Annotated in this window: 19 protein-coding genes; 11 read left to right on the forward strand and 8 right to left on the reverse strand. The window is 64.8% G+C overall.

Annotated features, from left to right (window positions below):
* Positions 1 to 82: 82 nt before the first annotated feature.
* From BLU39_RS03700 to BLU39_RS03710, 3 genes are read left to right on the forward strand one after another with little or no spacing between them, the layout of a single operon-like run.
* On the forward strand, positions 83 to 661 hold the full coding sequence (locus BLU39_RS03700) for a porin family protein (RefSeq protein WP_092710012.1): 579 nt from the start codon (positions 83 to 85) through the stop codon (positions 659 to 661).
* Between the two features lie 9 nt (positions 662 to 670).
* The gene (locus BLU39_RS03705) at positions 671 to 1471 is read left to right on the forward strand and encodes a MipA/OmpV family protein (RefSeq protein WP_092710015.1); all 801 of its coding nucleotides are present in this window, start codon (positions 671 to 673) and stop codon (positions 1469 to 1471) included.
* A gap of 5 nt (positions 1472 to 1476) precedes the next feature.
* A complete protein-coding gene (locus BLU39_RS03710; protein WP_092710018.1) occupies positions 1477 to 2157 on the forward strand; it encodes a hypothetical protein in 681 nt (226 codons plus the stop codon).
* A gap of 2 nt (positions 2158 to 2159) precedes the next feature.
* Here BLU39_RS03710 and BLU39_RS03715 read toward each other — a convergent pair whose 3' ends face one another.
* Entirely contained in the window at positions 2160 to 3275 is a 1116-nt protein-coding gene (locus tag BLU39_RS03715; protein WP_092711255.1) for an MFS transporter, read from the reverse strand.
* 53 nt (positions 3276 to 3328) lie between these two features.
* Positions 3329 to 4435 carry an alpha/beta hydrolase gene (locus BLU39_RS03720; RefSeq protein ID WP_254788883.1) on the reverse strand — a complete coding sequence of 369 codons (1107 nt, stop codon included), beginning with the start codon at positions 4433 to 4435 and terminating at the stop codon, positions 3329 to 3331.
* A gap of 98 nt (positions 4436 to 4533) precedes the next feature.
* Here BLU39_RS03720 and BLU39_RS03725 point away from each other — a divergent pair, with 98 nt between their 5' ends.
* Entirely contained in the window at positions 4534 to 5427 is an 894-nt protein-coding gene (locus BLU39_RS03725) for a LysR family transcriptional regulator (RefSeq protein WP_092710023.1), read from the forward strand.
* On the opposite strand, the gene BLU39_RS03730 is transcribed toward BLU39_RS03725, so the two are convergent.
* On the reverse strand, positions 5392 to 6624 hold the full coding sequence (locus BLU39_RS03730) for an MFS transporter (protein WP_217635048.1): 1233 nt from the start codon (positions 6622 to 6624) through the stop codon (positions 5392 to 5394). The genes BLU39_RS03725 and BLU39_RS03730 overlap by 36 nt on opposite strands.
* 97 nt (positions 6625 to 6721) lie before the next feature.
* Between BLU39_RS03730 and BLU39_RS03735 the strand changes: the two genes are divergently transcribed.
* Positions 6722 to 7636, forward strand: coding sequence for a LysR family transcriptional regulator (locus BLU39_RS03735; RefSeq protein ID WP_092710029.1), 915 nt, complete (start codon positions 6722 to 6724; stop codon positions 7634 to 7636).
* Here BLU39_RS03735 and BLU39_RS03740 read toward each other — a convergent pair.
* Both BLU39_RS03740 and BLU39_RS03745 read right to left on the reverse strand, forming a co-directional pair.
* Positions 7633 to 9792 carry a putative bifunctional diguanylate cyclase/phosphodiesterase gene (locus tag BLU39_RS03740; RefSeq protein ID WP_092710031.1) on the reverse strand — a complete coding sequence of 720 codons (2160 nt, stop codon included), beginning with the start codon at positions 9790 to 9792 and terminating at the stop codon, positions 7633 to 7635. The genes BLU39_RS03735 and BLU39_RS03740 overlap by 4 nt on opposite strands.
* 165 nt (positions 9793 to 9957) lie before the next feature.
* Positions 9958 to 10884 (reverse strand): LysR family transcriptional regulator, encoded by a 927-nt coding sequence (locus tag BLU39_RS03745; protein ID WP_092710034.1) that lies wholly within the window; start codon positions 10882 to 10884, stop codon positions 9958 to 9960.
* 167 nt (positions 10885 to 11051) lie between these two features.
* Between BLU39_RS03745 and BLU39_RS03750 the strand changes: the two genes are divergently transcribed.
* The 5 genes from BLU39_RS03750 to BLU39_RS03770 all read left to right on the forward strand — a co-directional run bounded on the left by BLU39_RS03750 (position 11052) and on the right by BLU39_RS03770 (position 15431).
* Positions 11052 to 11753 carry a pirin family protein gene (locus BLU39_RS03750; RefSeq protein WP_092710037.1) on the forward strand — a complete coding sequence of 234 codons (702 nt, stop codon included), beginning with the start codon at positions 11052 to 11054 and terminating at the stop codon, positions 11751 to 11753.
* 27 nt (positions 11754 to 11780) lie between these two features.
* Positions 11781 to 12182, forward strand: coding sequence for a DoxX family protein (locus tag BLU39_RS03755; RefSeq protein ID WP_092710039.1), 402 nt, complete (start codon positions 11781 to 11783; stop codon positions 12180 to 12182).
* 160 nt (positions 12183 to 12342) lie between these two features.
* Positions 12343 to 12996: a GTP cyclohydrolase II gene (ribA, locus tag BLU39_RS03760; protein WP_092710042.1), complete on the forward strand. Its 654-nt coding sequence runs from the start codon at positions 12343 to 12345 to the stop codon at positions 12994 to 12996.
* Between the two features lie 66 nt (positions 12997 to 13062).
* The gene (locus tag BLU39_RS03765) at positions 13063 to 14454 is read left to right on the forward strand and encodes a S1 family peptidase (protein WP_092710044.1); all 1392 of its coding nucleotides are present in this window, start codon (positions 13063 to 13065) and stop codon (positions 14452 to 14454) included.
* Positions 14451 to 15431, forward strand: a complete 981-nt coding sequence (locus BLU39_RS03770) for an FHA domain-containing protein (RefSeq protein ID WP_092710046.1) — start codon at positions 14451 to 14453, stop codon at positions 15429 to 15431. Before BLU39_RS03765 ends, BLU39_RS03770 begins: the two co-directional genes overlap by 4 nt.
* Before the next feature lie 85 nt (positions 15432 to 15516).
* On the opposite strand, the gene BLU39_RS03775 is transcribed toward BLU39_RS03770, so the two are convergent.
* Positions 15517 to 16173 (reverse strand): CCXG family PEP-CTERM protein, encoded by a 657-nt coding sequence (locus BLU39_RS03775; RefSeq protein WP_092711257.1) that lies wholly within the window; start codon positions 16171 to 16173, stop codon positions 15517 to 15519.
* Positions 16174 to 16414: 241 nt separating this feature from the next.
* Positions 16415 to 16639 (reverse strand): hypothetical protein, encoded by a 225-nt coding sequence (locus BLU39_RS28085; RefSeq protein WP_139178149.1) that lies wholly within the window; start codon positions 16637 to 16639, stop codon positions 16415 to 16417.
* A 48-nt stretch (positions 16640 to 16687) separates the two neighbouring features.
* Here BLU39_RS28085 and BLU39_RS03780 point away from each other — a divergent pair, with 48 nt between their 5' ends.
* The gene (locus tag BLU39_RS03780; RefSeq protein WP_092710049.1) at positions 16688 to 17026 is read left to right on the forward strand and encodes an MmcQ/YjbR family DNA-binding protein; all 339 of its coding nucleotides are present in this window, start codon (positions 16688 to 16690) and stop codon (positions 17024 to 17026) included.
* On the opposite strand, the gene BLU39_RS03785 is transcribed toward BLU39_RS03780, so the two are convergent.
* On the reverse strand, positions 17027 to 17647 hold the full coding sequence (locus tag BLU39_RS03785) for a TetR/AcrR family transcriptional regulator (protein ID WP_077407037.1): 621 nt from the start codon (positions 17645 to 17647) through the stop codon (positions 17027 to 17029).
* Positions 17648 to 17669: the final 22 nt, after the last annotated feature.

Genomic DNA, 17669 nt, shown 5'->3' on the forward strand with positions numbered 1-17669 from the left:
ACAATTCAAGGACAAACCTGGGCGGATTCCGGCATGCGGTTTGCCTAACATGGATAGCTCTTACCTCAACCGGAATCCGAACATGAAAAAAATTGTCTGCAGCACCCTGTTTGCCGTCGCCGCCACGTCGATGGTTCATGCCGAAGGCCTGTACGTGGGCGCCAGCGTCAGCCCTTCCAGCGATGGCAAGATCGAGCGTGCCGAAGGCGGCGCGACGGCGCGGCGCGGCCCCAGCAGCAAGGCGGTGCCCTTCGGCGTCTTTGCCGGCTACGAGCTGACGCCGGCCTGGGCGCTGGAAGGCGGCTACCGCGCCAGCGGCGGCGCGACCAGCTTCGACCTCGATCCCGGCTATCAGCTCAAGGTACGCAATAGTGCCGCCTACCTGGCGGCGCGCGGCACGTGGCGGCTGAACGACGACTGGTCGCTGTTCGGCAAGGCCGGCGTGGCGCGCAGCCATGCCGAATTTTCCATCGCCGGCAAGAATGCGCCGCCGGGCGAGTCGGCCAGCAAGACCGGCTTGTACGCAAGCGTGGGAGCCGCCTACCAGATCGGCAAGGACGTGGCGCTGCAGCTCGAATGGGAGCACGCCCCGAAAGTCAGATACGAAGGACTCAATAGCACCATGAACCGCCTGGCGCTCGGCGTGCGCTTCGGCTTTTAAAAGGATGGCATGAACAAGTTCGCTCCCCGTTTCTTCCCCTGTTTTTCTCCCCTGCTGTTGCTGCTGGCCGCCTGCGCTCCGGCGATGGCCGAGGAAGCCACCACCGGCGCCAGCGCGCTGATGATGCCCGACGGGAGCAGGGATATGTACGTGGGAGCGGCGCTCACGGGCAGCTCGGCGGCGGACGATGGCGCATCGCGCGGCGCCGAGCTGCGCCCGCTGCTGCAGGTCCAGTGGAGCAACGGCCTGTTCGTTTCGGCCATCGGCGTGGCGGGCATGCACCTGTCGGCCACGCCGGGCGTGGAATACGGCCCGCTGCTGGCCGCCAGCAACGCGCGCGCGCCGGCAGACAGCCGGCGCCTGCGCGGCACGCGGCAAATCAAGGGCTCGCCCGACGTGGGCGGCTTCTATGGCTATTACCTGGGCGACCAGGCGCGCGTCACGGCGAACCTGATGTACGACACGAGCGCGCGCGGCTGGCGCGGCCAGCTCGGCCTGCAAAAGACCCTGCCCTCGCTGGCGGCCCATCACACGGTGACCTTGTCGGCCGGCGTGTCGCTGGCCAGCGGCGCCGTGATGGACGAGCTGTACGCGGTCAGCGCGGCGGCCGGCGGCGCGCGCGACTACCGTCCGGCCGGCGGCGTCGCGTCCGTCGATGTCGGCGTCAACTGGAACTGGACCCTGAGCAGCAAGTGGCTGCTCAACAGCGCCGTGACGGGCACGCGGCTGGGCAACGGGCCGGGCCGCAGTCCCTTCATCGAACGGCGCAACGTCATCACCTGGTCCAGCGGACTCGGTTACCGGTTTTAAGCGGCATGCTCAAATCCCTGCTTCTCGGCCTGGCATTGCTGCCCGCGTTCGCCTGCGCACAGGAAGCGGGCGACTGGATCGCCTACCGCGACGCCTACCGCCACATGATCTGGTTCGAAAAATACGGCAAGCCCAAGCAATTCCTGCAAAACCATCTGCGCCTGCGCCCGCGCGACGCCGGCGTGTCCACCGATGGCTTGCGCCTGACCTTGCACGGCAAGGGCGCGCAGCTGGCGCTGCCGCTCGATGCACTGGGCCGCGCCGTCTTCCCGTTTTCCAGGGCCGCGTACGACGACAACGCGGAGCTGGCCTGGAACCGCAAGCCGGGCCAGATCACCTCAAGCGCCTGGGTCTCCATCGTCACGCGGCCCGATGGCGTGTATGCGGCGGCCGACTTGCGCGCCGCCTGCGAACAGCTGCTCGCCTACCTGCGCTCCACGGGCGGGGCGAACGGCAAGCGTTGCGCCGGCGTGCAGTTTTCGTATGCGAGGACGGACGGGGCGCAAGTGCGCTACCAGGGCGGCGATGGTACGGCCGTTCCGCTGGCGGCGCAGGAAGGCCCCGCGTTTCCCGGCGACGCCGTGGCCGGTTTCCGCGTCTTCCCCTACCGTTTCAGCGCGCATCCGGACGCGGGGCAAATCCTCACCAGCGGCACGCCGCTGGCCATTGCCGCGCTGCTGGAATAAGCTCACCGCAGCCGCGTGGTACGCCAGGCCAGCAGCGCGGCCAGCACGAGCAGCGCGGCGCTGGCCGTGAAGGTGGCGCGAAAGCCGTGGCCATCGAGCAGCACGCCGCCCACGGTGGAACCGAAGCCTATGCACAGCTGGACGACGGCCACCATCAGGCCGCCACCGGCTTCGGCGTCGCCTGGCAAGGTCTGCGCCAGCCACGACCACCAGCCCGTGGGCGCCGCCGTCGCCAGCAATCCCCACAAGCCCAGCAGCACGAAGACGGGCACCAGCGCGTCGCCGAACGCCAGCAGGGCCAGCGCGATGGCGGCCATCAGCAAGGGAATGGCGACGAGCGTGCGGTACAGGCCGCGCTGCAGCACGACGCCGATCAGCGCCGTGCCGATGAAGCCGGCCACGCCGATCGCCAGCAGCAGCATCGACAAGGTGGGCACGCCGACGCGCGTGACGTTTTCCAGGAACGGTCGCACATAGGTAAACAGCACGAACTGCCCCATGAAAAACGCGCCGACGGCCAGCATGCCCAGCGCCACCTGGCGGCGTTCGAGCAGGCGCAGGAGCTGACCGGAACGGACAGAACGCGGCGCCGCCGGCATCGATGGCAGGCTGCGCCACTGCCAGGCCAGCGCCAGCAACGCTACCGGCGCCAGGCACAGGAAGGCGCCGCGCCAACCGATGCTGGCGCCCAGATAACTGCCCAGTGGCGCGGCCACCACGGTCGCCAGCGCATTGCCGCCATTGAAGATGGCCAGCGCCCTCGGCACGCTGTGGCTGGGCACGAGGCGCATGGCGACGGCCACCGACATCGACCAGAATCCCCCCACCACCACGCCGATCAGCGCGCGCCCCGCCATGTACATCGCGTAGCTGGTGGCCAGCCCCACCACCAGCGCGGACGCGCACATCAGGCCCGTCAACAGCAGCAGCAAGGTCTTGCGGTTCATCGCTGCCGCCAGGGTAGCGATGGACAGGCTGGCCAGCACGGCGAAGGCGCCCGAGATGGCGATGCCGTAGCCGGCCAGGCCTTCGCTGACGCGCAAATCCGCCGCCATCGGCGTGAGCAGGCTGACGGGCATGAATTCGGAAGCGATCAGGGTGAACACGCACAGTGTCATGGCAAAGATGCCGCCCCAGAACGCGGGCGCTGCCGCCTCGCTGCGGACCGCGCTCATGCCGCCAGGGCCCGCTGGAAGAACGACGCCAGCTTGTCCCAGGGGATCAGGGTCACGCGGTCATACAGGTCGACATGGCCGGCGCCGGCAACGTAATGGAGTTCCTTCGGCTCGGCCGCGCGCCGGTAGGCATCCTCGCTGAACTCCTTCGAGTGCGCCTGGTCGCCCGTGATGAACAGCAGCGGACGGGGCGAGATCGTCTCGATATCCATGAAGGGATAGAAATTCATGAACTTCACGTTGCTGCTCAAGGTGGGACGGGTGGCGCGCTCGGGCAGCTGGCCGGCCGGGAGGTAGGCGCCGCGCGGCGTGCGATAAAAATCGTGGAATTCGCGTTCGATAGCACTTGGGTTGGCACTCAGCTCGAGCAAGGTGCCGCTCGTGTAGGCGGTGGCGCCGCCGGCAAACTCCACCTGGCGCTGGCGCGCGGCCGCGGCGATATACGCCTGGCGCTGCGCCAGCGTTTGCGACTGGCGCAAGCCGTGGCGGTTGGCGCTGCCCATGTCGTACATGCTCACCGTGGCGACGGCCTTGATGCGCGGGTCGATCTTGGCCGCGCTGATGACAAAGCTGCCGCTGCCGCAAATGCCGATGGCGGCGATGCGTTCGCTGTCGACCAGGGCTTGCGCGCCGAGAAAATCGACGGCCGCGCTGAAATCCTCGGCGTAGATGTCGGGCGAGACGGCGTTGCGCGGCTGCCCCTCGCTCTCGCCCCAGAACGACAGGTCCAGCGACAGGGCGACGAAGCCCTGCTCGGCCATCTTGGTCGCATACAAGTTCGCGCTTTGCTCCTTGACGGCGCCCATCGGGTGGCCAACGACGATGGCGGCATGCCGGCGAGCGGGGTCCAGCTGCGCCGGCAGGAACAGATTGCCGGCAACCGTCATCTGGTACTGGTTGCGGAAGCGCACCGGCTGCACCGTCACCTTGCCGCTCTTGTAGAAATTGTCGGCGCCATCGGGCATGGCTGGCAAGGCCGGCGCGGCGGCGGCGAAAATGGGTGCGCCCAGGACGGACAGGACGCCCAGTGCCGCCATGCCCGTGCCGGCGGCCTTGACGAATTCGCGGCGGCCAGCTGTCGTTTTCATGCGTGTCGTTTTCATGCCCATGCTCCTTTAAAAGTCAGGGCACCATCATGACGCAGGCAGGTTCTTTTGATTAGCGGGTACAATCTTGATGTAGTTATGAAAAAAATTCAGCAATGAGCCAAAACAAAGTCGACGATCTGCAAGCCTTCCTCGCCGTGGCGCGGGAACGCAGCTTTACCAAGGCCGCCGCCAGGCTGGGCATCACCGCGTCCGCCCTCAGCCACACCATCCGCACCCTGGAAGAACGGCTGGGCGTGCGCCTGCTGGCGCGCACCACGCGCAACGTGGCGCCCACCGACGCGGGCGAAAAGCTCATGCTGGCCATCGCGCCCCTGTTCGAGCAGATCGCCGCCGAAGTCGAAGCGCTCGGGGCGCTGCGCGACAAGCCGCGCGGCACCATCCGCGTCACCTGCACCGACGACCATATCGAACTGCTGCTGCGCCCCATGCTGGCCAGCTTCCTGCGCGACTATCCCGACATCAGCCTGGAACTGGTGGTCGACTACGGTTTCACGAACGTCGTCGAGCAGCGTTTCGACGCGGGCATCCGCCTGGGCGAAGCGATCAGCAAGGACATGATCGCCGTGCGCATCGGCCCCGACTGGCGCCTGGCCGTGGTGGGCTCGCCCGCGTTTTTTGCGCGCCATGGAGCGCCCGCGACGCCGCATGCGCTGACAGAATTCGCCTGCGTGAATATCCGCCACCGGCCCGCCGGCGCCATCTACGCCTGGGAATTCGAAAAGGATGGCCATGCCTTTGCCGTCAAGGCCGAGGGCCAGCTGGTCTTCAACAGCATCATGCACGTGCTCAATGCGGCGCTCGACGGCATCGGCCTGGCCTACGTGCCCGAGCCGCTGCTGGCGCCCTACCTGGCCGATGGCCGCCTGGTCGAAATCCTCGCCGACTGGTGCCCTACCTTCCAGGGCTACCACCTGTACTACCCGAACCGGCGCCAGGCCACGCCCGCGTTTTCAGCCTTCGTGGAGGCGCTGCGCTACCGCGCCTGATTTCGCCACGTTCCTGCGCGCCAGCCAGGCCAGCGGCAGCAAGGCGAGCAATGCAGCCGCCACGCCGGCCCATGGCGACAAGGCCATCATGTGGCGCGACACCATCAGCGCACCGAGCATGGAGCCGAAGGAAATGCCGAGATTAAAGGCGGAAATGTTCAGCCCCGAGGCGAAGTCGACGGCTTGCGGCGCATGGCGCTCGGCCGTGGCCAGCATGCCGGCCTGCAGGGCCGGCGACAGGCCAAAGGCGAACACGCCCCAGACGAACAGCATCACCGTCATCAGCCACTGCGAGTTGATGCTGAGCGCCACGCCCGCTTGCGTGACGGCCAGCAACAGCAGCATCAAACGCAAGGCCTTTTGCCAGCCCAGGTGGCTCGTCAGGTAGCCACCCGCCAGGTTGCCGGCAAAGGTGGCGACGCCGAACACGATCAGCAAGGCGCTGGCCATGGTGGCGGAAAAACCCGTCACATCCGTCAGGATGGGCGTAATGAACGTGAAGGCGGCAAAGCTGCTGCCGAAACCGAAGGTGGTCACGGCCATCATGGTGATAATGGGAGCGCTGCCGAGCGCCGCCAGCTGCGTCGTGGCCTTGCCGCCCTTGCCTTGCGCTAAACCTGCCGGCAGCCAGCGCGCCATGGCCGCCAGGCCCAGCGCGGCCAGGACCACCACGGCAAAGAAGGGCAAGCGCCAGCCCATCAGGTTGCCGAGGAAGCTGCCGAGCGGCACGCCGATCACCATGGCCAGGGTCAAGCCCGCGAACATGACGGAAATCGCCCTGCCCGCCTGCGCCTTGGCTACCAGGCTGGCGGCCACGGTGGCGCCGATGGCAAAGAAGGTGCCGTGCGCCACGGCCGTGATGACCCGGCCCAGCAGCAACAGTTCAAACGTGTGCGAGAAGGCGGCCAGCAGGTTACCTGCCAGGAACACGCTCATCAGCCCCAGCAGGGCGGCCTTGCGCGGCAGGCGCGACATCAGCAGCACCAGCAGCGGCGTGCCGATGGCCAAGGCCAGCGCGTACAGGCTGACCAGCGAGCCGGCCGATTCGATGGAAATCCGCAAATCCTTCGCGATGGCAGGCAAGATGCCGACGACGATGAATTCGGTGACGCCGATGGCAAAGGCGCCGACGGCCAGCGCCAGCACGCCACGCGGCATGGTGCTGGCTGAAGGTGAAACAGGGCTTGCGGTGCTCATGGCATTCTCCGGCTGAGTTCAAGCCAGTCAGTGTATCGATGCAAACGCTTTTGATATAGACTCCAATAATGGAAACACCTGTGAAATGGATTCAATAATGTCCAGGCAAGACATCAACCGTGCGTTCGAGATGGCCGTGTTTGTCGCCGTGGTGGAAACGGGCGCCTTTTCCGCCGCCGCGCGCCGCCTGGCCCTGACGCCGTCGGCCGTGAGCAAGCTCGTCAACCGCCTGGAAGCGCGGCTCGGGGCCCGTTTGCTCCAGCGCAGCACGCGCCAGCTGCACACGACGCCCGAGGGCGACGCCTTCTTCGTGCAGTGCAAGCGCATCCTCGACGATATCGATGGCGCCGAGCGCGAAGCATCGCAGGGCGCGGCGCCGCGCGGGCGCTTGCGCATCAACTGCTACGTGCCGTTCGGCGTGCGCCATCTGCTGCCCATCCTGCCCGAGTTCGCGCGGCGCTATCCCGACATCGTGCTCGACGTCGTCGTCAGCGACGCCATCGTCGACTTGCTGGAAGACCGCACCGACATCGCCATCCGTACGGGCAAGCTGAAGGAATCGAACCTGGTGGCGCGCAAACTGGGCGAGGATCCGATGATCGTCGTGGCGTCGCCCGCCTACGCGGCGCGGCACGGCCTGCCCCGCACGCCGCAGGAACTATCCATGCACAATTTATTGGCGTTCAACTTCCGCTGCCAGAACGAAACCTGGCCCTTCCTCGACGGTGCGGGGGGCACGCTGCAGGTGGCGCCGCAGGGCAATACCTGCGTCAGCGATGGCGAAAGCATGCGCCAGCTGGCGTTGGCGGGCATGGGGCTGGGACGCTTTTCGCGCCAGCACGTGCTGCGCGATATACAGCAAGGCGAGCTGATCCCCGTGCTGCAGGACTACAATCCCGGCGACAGGGAACTGGTGCACGCCGTCTTCGTGGGACCGGGCTTGCAAGTGCCGGCCAGGGTGCGCGTGATGCTCGATTACCTGCTGGAAAAGGTCAAGCTGGGCGACGCTTAAACGGTCGCCGTTTCCAGACGCAACTGCCGGCCCTCGCCCAGCATCACTTCGAATTCGGCCGCCGGCACGGCCGGGCTGAACAGATAGCCTTGCAGCTGGTCGCAGCCCAGTTCGCGCAGGAAGCGCATTTGCTCGGCCGTTTCCACCCCTTCGGCGACGATTTCCTGGCGCAGCTGCTGCGCCATGGTGACGATGGCGCGGGCGATGGCGCAATCGTTTTCCTCGAACGGCAGGCCGATGACGAACGAGCGGTCGATCTTCAAGGTGCTGATGGGGAATTTTTTCAAATACGCCAGGCTGGAATAGCCGGTGCCGAAGTCGTCCAGCGCCAGCGCCAGGCCCATGGCCACGAGCTGGTTCATGATGTCGATCACCTTGTCGGCGCCCCGCATCAGCAGGCTTTCCGTGATTTCCAGCATGATCTGGTCGGGCCGCACGCCGTAGCGCTCGAGCACGGCCGCGATGCGCGCCGGCAGTTGTTCATCGAACTGGCGCGCCGACAGGTTGACGGCGATGGCCGGCATGTGCAGGCCCCGGTCTTCCCAGCTGCGGATCTGGCGGCAGGCCTCGTCCAGCACCCAGGTGCCCAGCTCCAGAATCAGGCTGGTTTCCTCGGCGACGGGGATGAAGACGCCGGGCGAGACCATGCCGCGCATCGGATGCTTCCAGCGCAGCAAGGCTTCCGCGCCCACGATGCGTCCGCTGGCAAGGCTTACTTTCGGCTGGTAATGCAATTCCAGTTCCTTGTCGCCCAGGGCCAATCGCATTTCGCTTTCCAGGCGCAAATGTTCCTTGGCCCTGCGGTTCATGTCTTCGCGGTAAAACAGGAAAGTCGATTCGATGGTCTGGCTCGCCTTGGACACGGCCACGTCGGCAAAACGGAACAGGGCCGGCGCTTCCAGGCCGTCTTCCGGATACACGGTGATGCCGATGCTGGCGCCCACGTGCAGCGCGTGCGCATCGATATTGATCGGCGCCTCGAGCAGGTTGAGCAGCTTTTGCGCCACGTTTGCCGCGTGTTCGCGCTTTTCGATATGCAACAGGGCCACGACGAACTTGCTGTTGTCGACGCGCGCCAGGATGTCCGCGTCGCGCAGGGCGCCACGGAACAGCTTGCCGATGGCGATCACCAGCTGGTCGCCCACTTCATGGCCCAAGGTGTCGCTGATGGAACCGATGCGGCTGATGTCGATGACCATCAGCGCGCCATGCGTGCCCTGCCGCTTCGCTTCGGCCAGGCCCTGGTCGACCAGCTGGTTCAGCAGGCAGCGGTTGGGCAAGCCCGTCAGGCTGTCGTAGTTGGCCATGCGCTGCATGCGCGCTTCCGCATCCTTGTGCACCGAGATATCGGAAAACAGGGAAAACACATGGCTGATTTCGCCGAATTCGTCGCGCACGACGCTGATGGTGACGTCTTGCGGAAACAGTTCGCCATTCTTGCGCTTGCCGATGATTTCGCCGCGCCAGGAACCGTGTCCCCGCATGGCGGCGCGCACCTTGGCGCGGAAGTCGGGGTCGTGCACGCCCGAGCGCAGCAAGTCCGGCGTGCGGCCGATGGCTTCGGCCGGCGAATAGCCGGTGATGCGCGAAAACGAACTGTTGATCGAGACGATGCGCTCTTCCGCATCCGTGATCAGCACGGCTTGCTCGCTGTCTTCGATGATGCGCGCGTGCAATTTGACCTTGTCCACGTCGGACAGTGGCTCGCTCATGGCCGACAGGCGCACGGCCATGCCGCAGGCCTTGCCCGCCTGGTCGTGGATCACGTGGCGGTGCATGCGCAGCCACGTGACCATGCCCGACTTCTTGCGCCGGCGCACGTCGGTGGCCACGTCGCCCTGGGTGAAATGCAGTTCCAGCACGCTCGCTTCCGCGTCGTCTTCCGGATACAGGAACAGGATGTGCTGGCCCAGCGCTTCCAGTTCGGAATAGCCGAACATCTGTTCGGCGCCATGGTTCCAGCCGATCAGAAAGCCGTCGGGATCGATTTCCAGCAAGGCGTCGGCCGGCGCCACGCGCACCACGGGCCGGCTGGCGCCGCGCAGCCGCTCCAGTTCCTCTTCCAACCGCGCCAGGGTGGCGGCCTGCTGCGGCCCCGCCTGTTCACGGGCATCCTGGGCCAGGCGCAGGCACAGCGCGACCTTCGCCTCAAGCATGGCAACCCCACTTGTGGGCCAGGTCAGGAGAAGGTATCAGGGGCGCTGCGGTGTGTGTAATCATCAATATCCCACTGTGGGGCATGGAGGTCGGGCAAGAAATACGATTGCAATACTGCGAATATGGTAACTTAAAAATGTTGGCGTATGTCAACATTTTAAGGCTTACGCCGAATGGCCCGGCAGATGTTGCGTCAGGCGCGCGAACACATCCGGTTCGCGCATGCGCGCCATCCACCAGCGCAGCGCCGCGCCATCCTCGCCCACTCTCCAGGCCAGGTAAAACGTTTCCGACGGTTTCGGCTCTTCCACGGCCTTTTCCACCAGCAAGCCGCGCGCGATGGCGGCGCGGGCGCACGGCCCCGGCAGGAAGCCAAAGCCCAGCCCCAGCACCTGGTAATCGAACTTGACTTGCATGGTCGGCACGCTCAAGGCGTCTTGCCCCAGCAGCAGCCCCACCGTGCGCGGCGCCATCTGGCGCGCCGAATCGGCCACCACGACGGCCCGGTACTGCTGCAGGTGGCCGCGCGACAACGGTTCCCGCACCTGCGCCAGCGGGTGCGTGGGCGCCACGGCAAAGACGAAGTCGAGCATGCCGATCGGCTGCGCGATATAGCCGCCGCCGGCCGGCCCGTCGCCGGGTGCCCCCACCAGCAGGTCGGCGCGCCGGTCCAGCAGCGCTTCCCACGTGCCCGACAGGGTGTCCTGCGACAGGCGCAGGCGCGTCTGCTGCGCCACGTCGTAAAAGGCGCGCACGTCGTCGGCCAGGGCCACGGCGGAAAACATGGAGTCGATGCCGATGGACAATTCCGTTTCCCAGCCGGACGCCACCCTGCGCACGCGGTGCTCGAGGTCCTGCGCCGCCTTCAATAGGTAGCGTCCCTCTTTCAGCAATTCCTGGCCGGCCGCCGTCAGCATGACTTTCGGGCCATTGCGCTGGAACACTTGCACGCCCAGGTCGTCTTCCAGCTTGGCCACCGTATAGGAAATGGTGGACGGGACTTTATGCAGCTCCTTGCCGGCCGACGAAAACGATCCGCGGCGGTCGATGGCGTCGACGATTTGCAGGGCTTCCAGGCTCAGTCTTAACATTCGATTTTTTCGATCATAGTACGGTAGATTTTCCGTTTTTCTTTCTGGCCTGGGCGGCCTATACTTTCTCCATCGTACAGCGAAGGGCAGAAAAGAAGCCACGGCGTAACGCCAGGCAACGGTCCTTCGAAATTATCGCACATTAACCTTTAGAAACGGAGTCCACCATGTTACAGATTCGTCATAGCGAAGAACGCGGCGCAGCCAACCACGGCTGGCTCAATTCCCACCACAGCTTTTCCTTCGGCAGCTACCATGATCCCCTGCACATGGGCTTTGGCCCCCTGCTGGTGATCAATGAAGACAGGGTCACGCAAGGCCAGGGTTTCGGCACGCACGGCCACCGCGACATGGAAATCATTTCGTATGTGCTCGACGGCGCGCTGGAACACAAGGACAGCATGGGCACGGGCTCCGTCCTGCACTACGGCGATGTGCAGCGCATGAGCGCCGGCAGCGGCGTACGCCACAGCGAGTTCAACCACTCGGCAACGGAGGGCTTGCACTTCCTGCAGATCTGGATCCAGCCGAACGTGACGGGCATCCCTCCCAGCTATGAAGAGAAACACTTCACGCCGGAAAGCAAACGGGGCAAGCTGCGCCTGATCGCCTCCTCCGACGGCCGCCAGGGTTCCGTGCTGATCCACCAGAATGCGGCCATCTACGCCAGCATCCTGCAGGAAGGCGAACAGGCCGAACATGCGCTCGACGAAGGCCGCCTCGCCTATGTCCACCTGATCCGCGGCAGCCTGGTGGTCAACGGCACGCCCTTGAAAGCGGGCGATGCGCTGAAACTGACGCAGGAAGCCAGCGTGATCATCACTCAGCCGGAAGATGCCGAGTTCCTGCTCTTCGACCTGCCTAAATAATTGATAAATATACGAAAAGAGGAAATCATGGAAAACAGAAGCAACGTGTTGCTGCCCCTCGGCCGTGCCGCCCTTGGCGTGCTGTTCTTTGTCTCGGGCTTGCTGAAAATCGGCGGCTTTGCGGGGGTGGCCGGCTACATGGCCAGCCAGGGCTTACCGATCGCCAATATCTTGCTCGTCGGCGTGATCGCCCTGGAAGTGGGAGGCGGCCTGCTCCTCATCACGGGCTGGCAGGCGCGCTGGGCGGCGCTGGCCCTGGCGCTGTTCCTGATCCCGACCACCTTGATCTTCCATGCCTTCTGGAGCGCGGACGCGGCCCACTTCCAGGACCAGCTGACGAATTTCCTGAAGAACCTGTCCATCTTCGGCGGCATGCTCTTGCTCGTGGAACGGGGATTCGGCAAGGCCAGCCGTCTTGTAAAAGCCTGATCCGCCCGCAATTAGAGTGACAGTACCAGATATTCCCGCCTTCAAATATCAGCCAGGGGAAATGGTTTCCCCTGCTTTTTGGTATGATGGCAAGGCGCGCCGGCACCGGAGTGGTCAGGCGCGCCTTTTATTTTTGAACATTACCTATATGAGCACAACCATGCAAAGCGGCGCAGACATCCTGGCGACAGGCGAATTGGATTACACGACTTCCTGCGCACTGCCGACGCCGTGGGCCCAGTTCACCTTGCATGCCTTTGTCGAGCACGCCACGGGCAAGGAACACCTGGCCATGGTGCTGGGCGATGTCGGCAACGGCGAACCGGTGCTCGCGCGCGTGCATTCCGAGTGCCTGACGGGCGACGTGCTGTTTTCCCAGCGCTGCGACTGCGGCGCCCAGCTCGAGGGCGCCCTGAAACGCATCGCCGAGGAAGGCCGCGGCATCTTGCTGTACCTGCGCCAGGAAGGGCGCGGCATCGGCCTGATCAACAAGATCCGCGCCTACCGCCTGCAGGAAGCGGGCGCCGACACGGTGCAGGCGAATGAACAGCTGGGCTTCAAGGCCGACGCGCGCAACTACACCTTGTGCAAGCCCATGTTTGCGCAATTCGGCATCCACAGCCTGCGCCTGATGACGAACAATCCGCGCAAGATCGCCGCCATGGAAGCGCTGGGCATCACGGTGGCCGAACGGGTGCCGCTGCTGGTCAACCGCAACGCCTTCAACCAGCATTACCTCAATACCAAGCAAAGCAAGCTGGGTCACATGATGACGCCGGAAAGGGCGCCGGCGCTGGAAGACGGCGCCCTGTAATTGCCGCCCCGGCTTGCCGCTCCGGCTTGCCGGGCCGGCGCGCTCCTGCTCACGCACAAAGGATGCATGAAATTATCTGACTACGCCTTCCTGATGGCCAGCCTGTGCGCTGCCGCTGGCGCACACGCGGCCCCGGCGCCTGCGCCAGCCGCGGCCACCACCGCGTCGACTCCCCCCGCCAAACCACCGCCGGCCACCGCCGCTCCCGCCGCCACCGAACATGCGGCCCTGCCCCCGCCCTCGTCCGCCGCGCAAAAGCTGTACACGGCCGCGCGCGCCGACATCCTGCAAGTGCGCGTGCTGCTGAAAAACGGCCGCACGCAGTCGTCCGTCGGTTCGGGCTTCTTGATCGGCACGGGCGACCTGGTGGTGAGCAACTATCACGTGGTTTCCCAGTTCGCGCTCGACCCCGACACCTATGTGGGCGAATGGGTGGACACGAGCGGCCAGCGCGGCAACGTGGAATTGCTGGCCGTCGACGTGCTGCACGACCTGGCCGTGCTGCGCGTCAACCGCCACGGCACGGGCTTTTTCAAGATGCCGGAGCCGCTGGCGCCCCTGACCCAGGGCCAGTACCTGTATTCGATGGGCAATCCGCTGGACCTGGGCTTCGCCATTTCGGAAGGATCGTACAACGGTGTCGTCACGCGCAGCTTTTACGACCAGCTGATGTTTACGGGGCCGATCAATTCCGGCATGAGCGGCGGCCCCAGCGTCACGGCGAATGGCGACGTGGCCGGCGTGAACGTGTCGAAACGCCTCGATGGCGAACTCGTCAGTTTTCTCGTGCCGGCCCGCTATGCCCAGCAATTGCTGGCCAAGGTGGCGCAGCAAGACAAGCCGCCGAAGGACTTCAAGCCGCTCGTGACGGCGCAGTTGCTGGCGCACCAGGAAGTCATGCTGGCGCGCCTGCTCGACACGCCCCTGAGCCTGAAGGCCATGGGCCCGTACCGCGTGCCCGTACGCGAGTCCGACCAGATGCGCTGCTGGGGCCGCTCCAACGTCAAGTCCGACAAGCCCTATATGCTCGACAACACCAGCTGCGCCATGGAGTCGGCCATCTTCATTTCCGGCGCCCTGCAGACGGGGCAAGTGTCGATGCGCCACGAATTCTTGCGCAGCAGCGAACTGGGCGCCCTGCGCTTTTCCGAGCTGGCCAGCGCCTCGTTCAAGAATGAGAATTTCGGCAGCTATAAAAGCGCGAATCTGACCGGCCCGCAATGCACCGAACAGTTCGTCAAGAACACCACCCTGCCCCTGCGCGCCGTCCTGTGCGTGCGCGCCTACCGCAAGTTTACGGGACTGTACGACTTCGCCCTGCTGGCCGCCAGCACCGATGAACCACTGATGAGCCTGCAAAGCCGCATCGACGCGCGCGGCGTGTCCTACGCCAACGGCATGCGCGTCACGCGCACCTTCCTCGAAGCGCTGTCGCGGGAAAGCGGACGCAAGCCATGAAAGCACCGTACTTCATCGAAATCCTCGCCGAGAATGGCGAAGTGCGGCAGCGCCAGCGGATCGAGTCGCTGCCGATCCGCATCGGCCGCGGCTACGGCAACGACTTCATCCTCGACGACCGGCACACGGCGGCCGAGCACGCCATTGTCGAAGACGATGGCGCGGGCGGCCTGCTGCTGCGCGACCTGGGCAGCCAGAATGGCGTGATCCACCGGGGACAGCGGCAACCGCAGGTGGCCATGGGCGGCAACAGCGTCGTGCGCCTCGGTCACACGCGCCTGCGCGTGCGCGCCAGCGATCATCCGGTGGCGCCCGAACTGGGCGACACGACCAGGCACGACTGGGAAGGCTTGCGCCCCGCCGTCGCCGGCCTGGCCATGATCGGCGTCTCGGCCGCCTTCAGCAACTGGCTCAGCGATGCGGACGCCTTCGAGCCGATCTCCTACCTGATGCTCATCGCCACCGCGCTGGCTGGCGGCATCGTGTGGGCGTCGATCTGGGCCGTGGCAAACCGGTTGTTCGGCCATGTGGCGCGCTTCGGCCGCCACCTGTTCATCATCGGCTGCGGCTTGCTGGCCATGGAAGTGTGGGAACTGGGCAGCAACGTGGCGGCGTATGCGTTCTCGCTCGAGGCGCTGACGCGCTACGGACGCCATATGTTCATCGTCATCGTGTGCGCCATGATCTATTACCATTTGTGCACGATCAAGCCCCAGCACCGGCGCCGCTTCGGCCTCGTCGCCGTCGTGCTGGCCATCCTTGGCTCGACCCTGATCCTGCTGAGCAACCTGCAGATCAGCGGCCGCCTGGCCGACGAGTCCTATATGTCCGTGATCTACCCGCCCGCCTTGCGCGTGAGCCCGAATCACACGACGGATGCCTTCTTCCGCGATGCGGCCAGCCTGCAGCACGCCGTCGACGCCGAGCGGGGCAAGGCAGCCAAGGGCGCCGACGAAGACGAAGACAGCGGCGATTAATCACGCACATGCAAAAAGCCCGCCGTGTCATGACAGACCGGCGGGCTTTTTTATGTGCGCCACGAGGCGCGCAGAGTATCGCTGTTTAGAACTTGGCTTCCTGCTTGCGGCGCGCCGTAAAGCCCAGCAAGCCCAGGCCGACCAGCAACATGGCGTAGGTGGTTGGCTCAGGCACGGCCGAGATCAAGCCATCCTTGGCGCCAAAGCTGACGAAATTGTTATTGCCCGCCTTGAACTGCGCTTGCTGGCCGCCATCGCAGCAACCTTCCAGGCCATAGATGCTCAGGGTATGGTTGCCGGCCGACAGGTTGCCCGAACCGCTGAGGAACTGGCTGCCATTGTTGTAGTTGCCTGCCCACCACATGTCATTGCTCTTGAAGTCCAGCGCCACGCCATCGAGGAACAGGGCACCGCCCTTGCCGAAATCGACGCCGCTGCGGAAGCTCCAGGCGCCCACATCGGCCGCGCTGACGCCAAAATTGATCACCGACTTGAAGGCGATGTTCGAGCCGCTGCCGAACAGGCCGCTGTTGTTGACGTTGTCATAGCTGGCGATCGTCGTCGAGCCATAGCCGGCGCCTGGCGTGGCCACGGCCGCATTCACGACGGACTGGTAGGCGGTGGCCGATGCCTGCGCGCCAGCCGACGAAAAGCCGGTGGACAGGGTAATGGTGCTGGCGTTCGCTTGGGCAAACACACCGGCAACGATCAGGGACAGGGCGATTTTAGGCAAGTTTTTCATGATGGTATCCAATAAGTAAGTATTCAGTGGGCGCAGCAGACAGGCGCTGGAGCTGAATACACGCTGCATTGAGGCGTGTCGGCATAGCGCTAGAAATTGCAAGGATGAGCGGTCGGGGACGTAGCTTCCGCGCAAGGGCGCGGACTTGCGGCGTGCCATGGAGGCACGGCAAGCGTCCTGGAAAGGGTTCGGGTTCCCGGGACAAAGCCAGACAGTTGACGGGTCAGGTAAGACGTTGGGGCTATTCTAGCTTAAATTCCTCGCAAGAAAAGTATTTTTCTTTTGACCATGAAAGATATTTTTCTGGCAAGCACACAAAAACAGGCTGAAGCATGCCGCCTGCAAGGGCATGGCGCCCCTGGCGCGGTAGCCGGACCTGTCGCGCAAGCACCACAAACGCGGTCGCCAGTGTCGCATCTTGCGCATTTCTTTTCGCATGCCGCTGCACCACGGGGCGAAACAGCATGGCAAAATGTAGTCACGCTGCTATCTATCCGAACAGGGGGAAAGAGGAATGGTCGACCTGGAAGAACTACGCTATCTGGCACTGTCGTTTCCCGACACGAGCGAGGAAGAACACCACGACCGTCCAGCCTTCCGCGTGGGCGGGAAGATCTTTGCCACCTTGCCCGACGACGAGCACATCAACGTGCTGCTCGATGCGGAAGCGGCGCATATCGCCACCGTCATCACGCCATCGGGCTGCGAGAAACTGTGGTGGGGCGAACGCCTGGCCGGCATCACGGTGCGCCTGGCGGACGCGGAACTGGACATGCTGGCAGCCGCCCTGACGGCCGCCTGGCGGCGCAAGGCACCGAGCGACCTGGCCAAGACCATTGCCCCGACCGGATAGCTACATCGGCCAGTTGCGCAGCAACAAGCCCACCATCTGCTGCAATTGCTCGCGCGAGACGCCCGCCGCCGCCTGGATGGCCATGCCCTGCGACAGGGTCACGACAAAGCGCGCCTGCTGCTCCGGGCAGGAATCGGGCGGCAGATCCCCTTCTTCCTTCGCGCGCCGCAAGCGGTCGCGCAGCTTGATTTCACCGCGCAGCCGGCGCGCGAACAATTCATCGCGGATCGGCAAGGCATCGTCGCTGCAGGCGAGCGCCGCATTGACGCCCATGCAGCCGTGCGGGCCGTCCGGCATGGTTTGCGCATCGACATACTGCGTCAGCAACGCTTCCACCACCTGGCGCGCCGTCGGCTGTTCCAGCGCCGCATCGAAAAACCGCATGCGCGTGTCGCTGTAGCGCTCGAGCGCCTTGTGGAACAATTGTTCCTTGTTGCCGAAGACGGCATACAGGCTGGGCCGGTTCATGCCCATGGCTTTCGTCAATTCCGGCAGAGAACTGCCTTCATAGCCCTTTTCCCAGAACACTTTCATGGCGCAATCGAGCGCCTCGTCCGCGTCAAACGTGCGTGGCCGCCCCGTTTTCGCCTTGACCGCTTCCTCTTTTTTATCTTGTTTCATACCGTTCGGTAAAAAATTATTG

The organism is Janthinobacterium sp. OK676, from assembly GCF_900103595.1.
Taxonomy (GTDB): domain Bacteria; phylum Pseudomonadota; class Gammaproteobacteria; order Burkholderiales; family Burkholderiaceae_D; genus Janthinobacterium.